This window comes from Pseudonocardia sp. SID8383 (genome assembly GCF_009864975.1).
GTDB lineage: Bacteria > Actinomycetota > Actinomycetes > Mycobacteriales > Pseudonocardiaceae > Pseudonocardia > Pseudonocardia alni.
In genome coordinates this window covers 1-6298 of the sequence record NZ_WWFY01001023.1, presented here as the reverse complement: position 1 = coordinate 6298, position 6298 = coordinate 1, and the positions used below count along the sequence as shown (strand labels likewise).

The window sequence follows — 6298 nt, the reverse complement described above, 5'->3', positions numbered from 1 at the left end:
CGCGGTCCCGCCCGCCCCGAGCACCACGGCGCGCCCGCCCCCCGCGCCCGCGGCGCGCAGCGAGCGCGCGATGCCGGTGACGTCGGTGTTGTGCGCGGTCGCACCGGTGCCCTCGAACACCAGGGTGTTGCCGGCGCCGATCGCGGCCGCCCCCGGCGCGACGTGGTCGGCGACGTCGAGCAGCACCCGCTTGAGCGGCATCGTCAGCGACAGCCCCGCCCACTCCGGGCCGAGCCCGGCGACGAACCCGGCCAGGCCCGCCTCGTCGACCTCGTGTCGGTCGTAGTGCCAGCCGGTCAGCCCGAGCGCGGTGTAGGCGGCGTTGTGCAGCGCGGGCGAGAGCGAGTGGGCGATCGGGGAACCGAGGACGGCGGCGCGGCGGACGGGGGACGTGCTCATCCGAGCAGTATCCCGTGGCGGCTCAGACCGCCCGCGACGGCTCCCGCTGCGCGGCCCGCACGGTGCGCCGGGCCCGCGCCCAGCTCCACCAGCCGTGCACGACCAGCCCGGCGAACACGACGTAGACCGCGGCGGAGAACCACAGCCCCGAGGCCAGCTGCAGCGGCACGCCGACGGCGTCGACCAGCAGCCAGATCACCCAGAACTCGATGAACCGCAGGCCCTGGGCGAGGAACGCGACCGCGGTGCCGACGAAGATCGCGGCGTCCGGCCAGGGCGCCCAGCTGGCGTCGAGCGCCTCGAGGACCAGTGCCATCACGACGGTGCCGCCGACGAGCAGCCCGACCAGCCCGAGCCGCTGCGCGGTGCTCGCCTGGCGCACCGCGAGGCCGTAGACCGGGTCGCGCCTGCGCAGCCACGCGACGAGCCCGAACACCGAGATGGCCAGCACGATGACCTGCCGGAACGCCAGCCCGCCCAGGTGCGCCGAGGCGTAGACGGTGAACAGCAGCACGCAGGCCGCCATCTGCACCGGCCAGGTCGCGAGGCTGCGCCGGCGCGCCAGGAACACCACGGCGATGGCGCCGATCTGCCCGACGAGCTCGGCCCACGACACGAATTGCCCGAACGCGGTCAGCCCGTGGTGCAGCAGGAGGTCCACGACGGTCCCCTTCCCGGACGCGGCGGGCGCGTCCCGTGTCAGCAGACAACGACGGGGCCGGCCCCGCCCATCCCCACCCGGTCCGGTGTGAGCGGACCCACACCGGCCTCGGACCGGGTGGACGCCGAGCCGGTCGCGGCGCACCCGGGTGACCGCACGGCCGTCGACCGGCACCAGGACGGCGTCGTGCGGGTCGACTCCGCACCGCACCGGCTTCCGCGTTTGACCCCGTGGCGACGACGGTCCGCCACCGGGTGGGAGGCTGCACCGTGTGGGTGGTTCGGAGCGCACGGTCCTGGTCCTGGGTGGTCGCAGCGAGATCGGGCTGGAGGTCGCCGAACGGCTCGCCGCCGGGGACACCGACACGGTCGTGCTGGCCGCGCGCCGCCCCGGGGCGCTGACCGCGGAGGCCGCCCGGGTCCGGGCCGCGGGCGCCGCGGTGGACACCGTCGCCTTCGACGCCGACGACCTCGCCGGCCACCGCCCGCTGCTCGACGACGTGACGGCGCGCCACGGCCGGATCGACGTCGCCGTCGTCGCGTTCGGGATCCTCGGCGACCAGGCCCGCGCCGAGACCGACGCCGCGCACGCCGCCGCGATCGTGCACACCGACTACCTCGCCCAGGTGCACCTGCTCACCGAGCTGGCCCAGGTGCTGCGCGCGCAGGGGAGCGGGACGCTGGTCGTCTACTCCTCGGTGGCCGGCGTGCGGGTGCGGCGCGCCAACTACGTCTACGGCAGTGCCAAGGCCGGGCTCGACGGGTTCGCCTCCGGCCTGGCCGACGCGCTGCACGGGACCGGGGTGCGGCTGGTGCTGATCCGCCCGGGGTTCGTCGTCGGCCGGATGACCGAGGGGATGAGCCCGGCGCCGCTATCGTCGACGCCCGCGCAGGTCGCCGACGCGACGGTGCGTGCTGTCCGGCGTGGGCGGGGCAACGCCGACGTCTGGGTGCCCGGCACCCTGCGGCTGCTGTTCCTCGGGCTGCGGCTGCTGCCCCGTGCCGTCTGGCGTCGGATGCCCCGTTAGCGACACGGTCTACAGGCGAACGGTGTCCCGCGATCTGCGTGTGGCACTTCCCCTGGAGTGACCGGGCTCATATCGTCGCGTGCGCATCCTGTTGGACGACGACGTCTGAGGTGAACCACCGTGGGACACACCCGTGGAGCAATCGTCCGGAGCGCTCCGGGCAAGTACGAGGTCGTCGACCTCGAACTCGACGAGCCGCGCCCCGGCGAGATCGAGGTCAAGATGGTCGCGTCGGGGCTGTGCCACTCCGACGACCACATCGCCACCGGGGACATCCCGGTCGGCACCTACCCGTTCGCCGGCGGCCACGAGGGCTCCGGCATCGTCACCCGCGCCGGGGCCAACAAGAAGGGCCTCAAGGAGGGCGACCACGTCGTCTTCTCGTTCCTGCCCTCCTGCGGGCACTGCCGCTGGTGCGCCAGCGGCATGCAGAACCTCTGCGACCTCGGCGCGGGCCTGCTCGCCGGCACCCGCTGGGAGGAGCCCACCACCCGCCTGCGGCTCGCCGACGACGGCACCCCGGTCGGCCAGATGTGCGGCATCTCGACCTTCTGCGAGACCACCCTGGTCTCCGAGGACTCCTGCGTGAAGGTCCCCGACGACATCCCGCTCGAGGTCGCCTGCCTCGTCGGCTGCGGCGTCGGCACCGGCTGGGGCTCCGCGGTCAACGCCGGCGGCGTGCAACCGGGCCACACCACGATCGTCATGGGCATCGGCGGCATCGGGATCAACGCGGTCCAGGGTGCCTCGCACGCGGGCGCGGCGAACATCATCGCCGTCGACCCGGTCGCGCTGAAGCGCGAGAAGGCCCAGGAGCTCGGCGCCACGCACGCGGTGGAGACGATGGAGGAGGCCACCGAGATCGCGAAGCAGTTCACCAACGGTCAGGGCGCCGACCAGACCATCGTGACCGTCGGCGTCGTGAAGCCCGACCACGTCGGGCAGGCGATGGCCTCGATCCGCAAGGCGGGCACCGTCGTCGTCACCGCGCTCGGTGACATCAACTCCACCGAGCCGCTGCCGGTGTCGCTGGCCGACGTCACCCTGTTCCAGAAGCGCATCCAGGGCGCGATGTTCGGCATGTCCAACCCGAACTGGGACATCCTGCGCCAGCTGGAGCTCTACCGCGCCGGCGCGCTGAAGCTCGACGAGCTGGTCACTACCACCTACACGCTGGACCAGGTCGCGACGGCCTACGAGGACATGCACGCGGGCAAGAACATCCGGGGCATCATCCGCTACTGAGCACTGGCAGGCTCCGGGGCATGGTCTACGTACTCGACGGACACAACGACCTGCCCTGGGCGCTGCGCGAGCTCTCCGGCGGCGACCCGGCGCGCGAGCCGGACGTCGCCGCCGGGGACCCGCGACTGCACACCGACCTCCCGCGGCTGCGGGCCGGCGGGGTCGGCGCCCAGTTCTGGTCGGTCTACGTACCCGGCGAGCTGGGCCACGACGAGGCGGTCACCGCGGTGCTCGACCAGGTGGACCGGGTGCGACGGCTGCTCGCCGCCCACCCGGACGCCCTGGCGTTCGCCGACACCGCCGTCGACGTCGACGCCGTCGTCGGCTCCGGGCGGGTCGCCTCCCTGATGGGGGCGGAGGGCGGGCACTGCATCGCCGACTCCCTCGCCGTGCTGCGGGTCCTGCGCGGGCTCGGGGTCCGCTACCTGACCCTGACCCACAACCTGAACAACAACTGGGCCGACTCGGCCACCGACACGCCCCGCCACGACGGGCTGTCGGACTTCGGCCGAGGGGTCGTCGCCGAGATGAACCGGATCGGCATGATCGTCGACCTCTCGCACGTCGCACCGGCGACGATGCACCACGCCCTCGCCGTCACCACCCGGCCGGTGCTGTTTACCCACTCCGGCGCCCGCGCCGTCACCGACCACCCGCGCAACGTCCCCGCCGACGTGCTGGAGGCCCTGCCCGGCAACGGCGGCGTGGTCATGGCGACGTTCGTGCCGCGCTTCGTCTCCGCCGCCGTGACCGAGTGGGACCAGCGGCTGGGGGTGGCGATGGCTGCCGTCCGCGCCGACCACCGCGACCTCGCCGCCCGCAACCGGTTCGTCGAGACCTGGGACGGGCCCGTGCAGCCGCGCGCCACCCTCGCCGACGTCGTGGCGCACGTCGAGCACCTGCGCGAGGCCGCGGGCATCGACCACGTCGGCATCGGCGGGGACTACGACGGCACCACCGACCTGCCCGACGAGCTCTCCGACGTCTCCACCTACCCGCGGCTGCTCGACGCGCTCGCCGACCGAGGCTGGAGTGCGGAGGACCTGGCGAAGCTGGCCCACCGCAACGCGCTGCGGGTGCTGCGCGACGCCGACGCCTGAGCGCCCCGGCGCGAGGTCACGGCGTCCCGGTGGGGCGTGGGCCGGCCAGCGCCGTCGCCGCCGCCGCCGCGATCCGCAGCGAGCCGACCGCCGTCGGGTGGAACGGGTCGGGGGTGGCGAGCCCCATGATGTCCGGCGGCATCCGGTCCCGGTCCGGGTCGCACAGCGGCGCCAGGGCCGGCGCGGCGGTGCCGAACCCGAAGCGGGCGGCGCCGTCGGCCAGCACGTCGTTGAGCCGGCGGTTCCGCTCGGCGAGCAGGTCGAGCTTGGCCTGGTCCAGACCCGGGGTGCCGGCCGGGCCGCGCATGTCCGCGCAGGTCGGGTCGAACCGGGCCGGGAACGGGTCGTAGGACAGGGTGACCACCACCCGGGGGCGCCCCGGCAGCGTGTCGAGGTCGGTGAACAGGGCGCCTACGTCGCGGGCGAACCCGGCGAGGCGGGACTCGAACTCGCCGTCGGAGAGCCGGTCGTCGCAGGTGGCGAGGCCGTAGCAGTACAGCAGGAAGTCCGACCAGGCCAGGTCGTTCGGGCCGACGGCGACGACCACCCACTGCAGGTTCCGGACCTGCTTGAGCCGCCCGACCTGCGGGTCGACGGTGACGCCCTCGCGCAGCTGCGGCCCGCGCAGCCCGGTCGCGACGCCCGCTCCGGCGCAGGCCAGGTTCAGGACGTCCTCGCCGCGCAGCCGGGCCAGCTCGGCGGCGGTGGAGTCGGTGCTGCGCCCGCAGGCGCGGTCCTCGGAGGTGACGGTGCCGTCGTCCTGCCGCAGCGGCGGGCCGCCGATCCGGGCCGCGCGGGAGTCCCCGATCACCGCGCCCGCGACCCCGGTGACCGCGGGCCCGACCGGCGACGGGGTGACCGTCGCCGCCCCGACCAGGTCGGTCAGCGAGGTGACCCTCCCCAGACCGGTGAGGGTGCCGTGCAGCGCGGCGACCCCGGCGCCCGCCCACAGCAGCACCGACGCGGTCACCGCGACGACGGTCATCCGCCCGATCGGCCCCGCCAGGTCGTCCCAGTGCACCGGCCGGTACCGGCCGGTGCGGGTCCGGCGCAGCGCCAGCAGCAGCCGTGCGGTCGCCATCAGCCCGCTGCCCAGCAGCGCGACCAGCACGATGCCCGCGGCGCCCCACAGGTACCAGGTCACGAACCCCTCACCGAGGTCGCGGACCGCGTCGCCCGCGCCGTCGACGGTGTGCGGGCCCAGCACCGGGCCGTTGTCGGCGGGCCGCTTCAACGGCCCGATCGACAGCCGCGGACGGATCGGGCCCCACACCTGCACGGTCGTGAGGTCGAACTCGGCGTTGCCGAGCTGGGCGATCTGCGCGGGCCCCGACAGCGTCAGGGGCGGCACCCGGGCGCCCACGCCGACGTCCTGGCCGAACACCTCGACGTGGTTCTCCGGCGTCAGCAGGATCACCAGCGGGACGCCGACGACGGCGATCAGCCCGAGCAGCGCCAGTGTGGGCAGCGACCGGGCCTCGCGCAGCAGCGCGCGGGGCCACGACCGGGAGGTGGGACGGGCGGCCACCGTCAGTGTGCGGGGCGGGACACGAGGTGGAGGGGCACGGCCCCATGGTGGCCCGGGGGACGGGCCGGAGTCACGGACGTCGTGGGGTGGCGTCGGACTCCCCGGCGGAGGCTCCCGGTGGGTGGCACCCCCGGCGCGCGGCCGCGCTGTGTCAGGCTCCCGGGCTCCCCGGCGTCTGGATCCCCCGCAGCCGCGGGGCGAGCCGCGCCGCCGTGACGGCGTCGGCACCCTCCCGTTCGACGTCGTCCGCGAGGGCGTCCGCGTGCCCGGCCAGCCCGTCGAGGTCCAGCCCGGCCGGGACGGTGATGCCGAGCACGCGCCACAGCCGGACGCCCTCC

Annotated in this window: 5 protein-coding genes and 2 pseudogenes; 3 read left to right on the top strand and 4 right to left on the bottom strand. The window is 74.9% G+C overall.

The window, feature by feature from the left end; genetic code table 11:
* Positions 1-399, bottom strand: a pseudogene (locus GTW08_RS24635) (shikimate dehydrogenase); the annotation flags it as partial.
* A 22-nt stretch (positions 400-421) separates the two neighbouring features.
* Positions 422-1060, bottom strand: a complete 639-nt coding sequence (locus GTW08_RS24630) for a nicotinamide mononucleotide transporter family protein (RefSeq protein WP_073575265.1) — start codon at positions 1058-1060, stop codon at positions 422-424.
* 271 nt (positions 1061-1331) lie between these two features.
* Here GTW08_RS24630 and GTW08_RS24625 point away from each other — a divergent pair, with 271 nt between their 5' ends.
* The 3 genes from GTW08_RS24625 (at position 1332) to GTW08_RS24615 (ending at position 4432) form a co-directional block, all read left to right on the top strand.
* A complete protein-coding gene (locus GTW08_RS24625; RefSeq protein WP_073574602.1) occupies positions 1332-2087 on the top strand; it encodes an SDR family NAD(P)-dependent oxidoreductase in 756 nt (251 codons plus the stop codon).
* 120 nt (positions 2088-2207) lie between these two features.
* Positions 2208-3332, top strand: a complete 1125-nt coding sequence (locus GTW08_RS24620; protein ID WP_073574603.1) for an NDMA-dependent alcohol dehydrogenase — start codon at positions 2208-2210, stop codon at positions 3330-3332.
* A gap of 20 nt (positions 3333-3352) precedes the next feature.
* Complete coding sequence (locus GTW08_RS24615) at positions 3353-4432, top strand: dipeptidase (protein WP_161152604.1); 1080 nt, start codon at positions 3353-3355, stop codon at positions 4430-4432.
* Between the two features lie 16 nt (positions 4433-4448).
* Here the strand turns inward: GTW08_RS24615 and GTW08_RS33085 are convergent, their stop codons facing one another.
* Complete coding sequence (locus tag GTW08_RS33085; protein WP_073574605.1) at positions 4449-5960, bottom strand: GDSL-type esterase/lipase family protein; 1512 nt, start codon at positions 5958-5960, stop codon at positions 4449-4451.
* Positions 5961-6111: 151 nt separating this feature from the next.
* Positions 6112-6298, bottom strand: a pseudogene (locus GTW08_RS24605) (hypothetical protein); the annotation flags it as partial.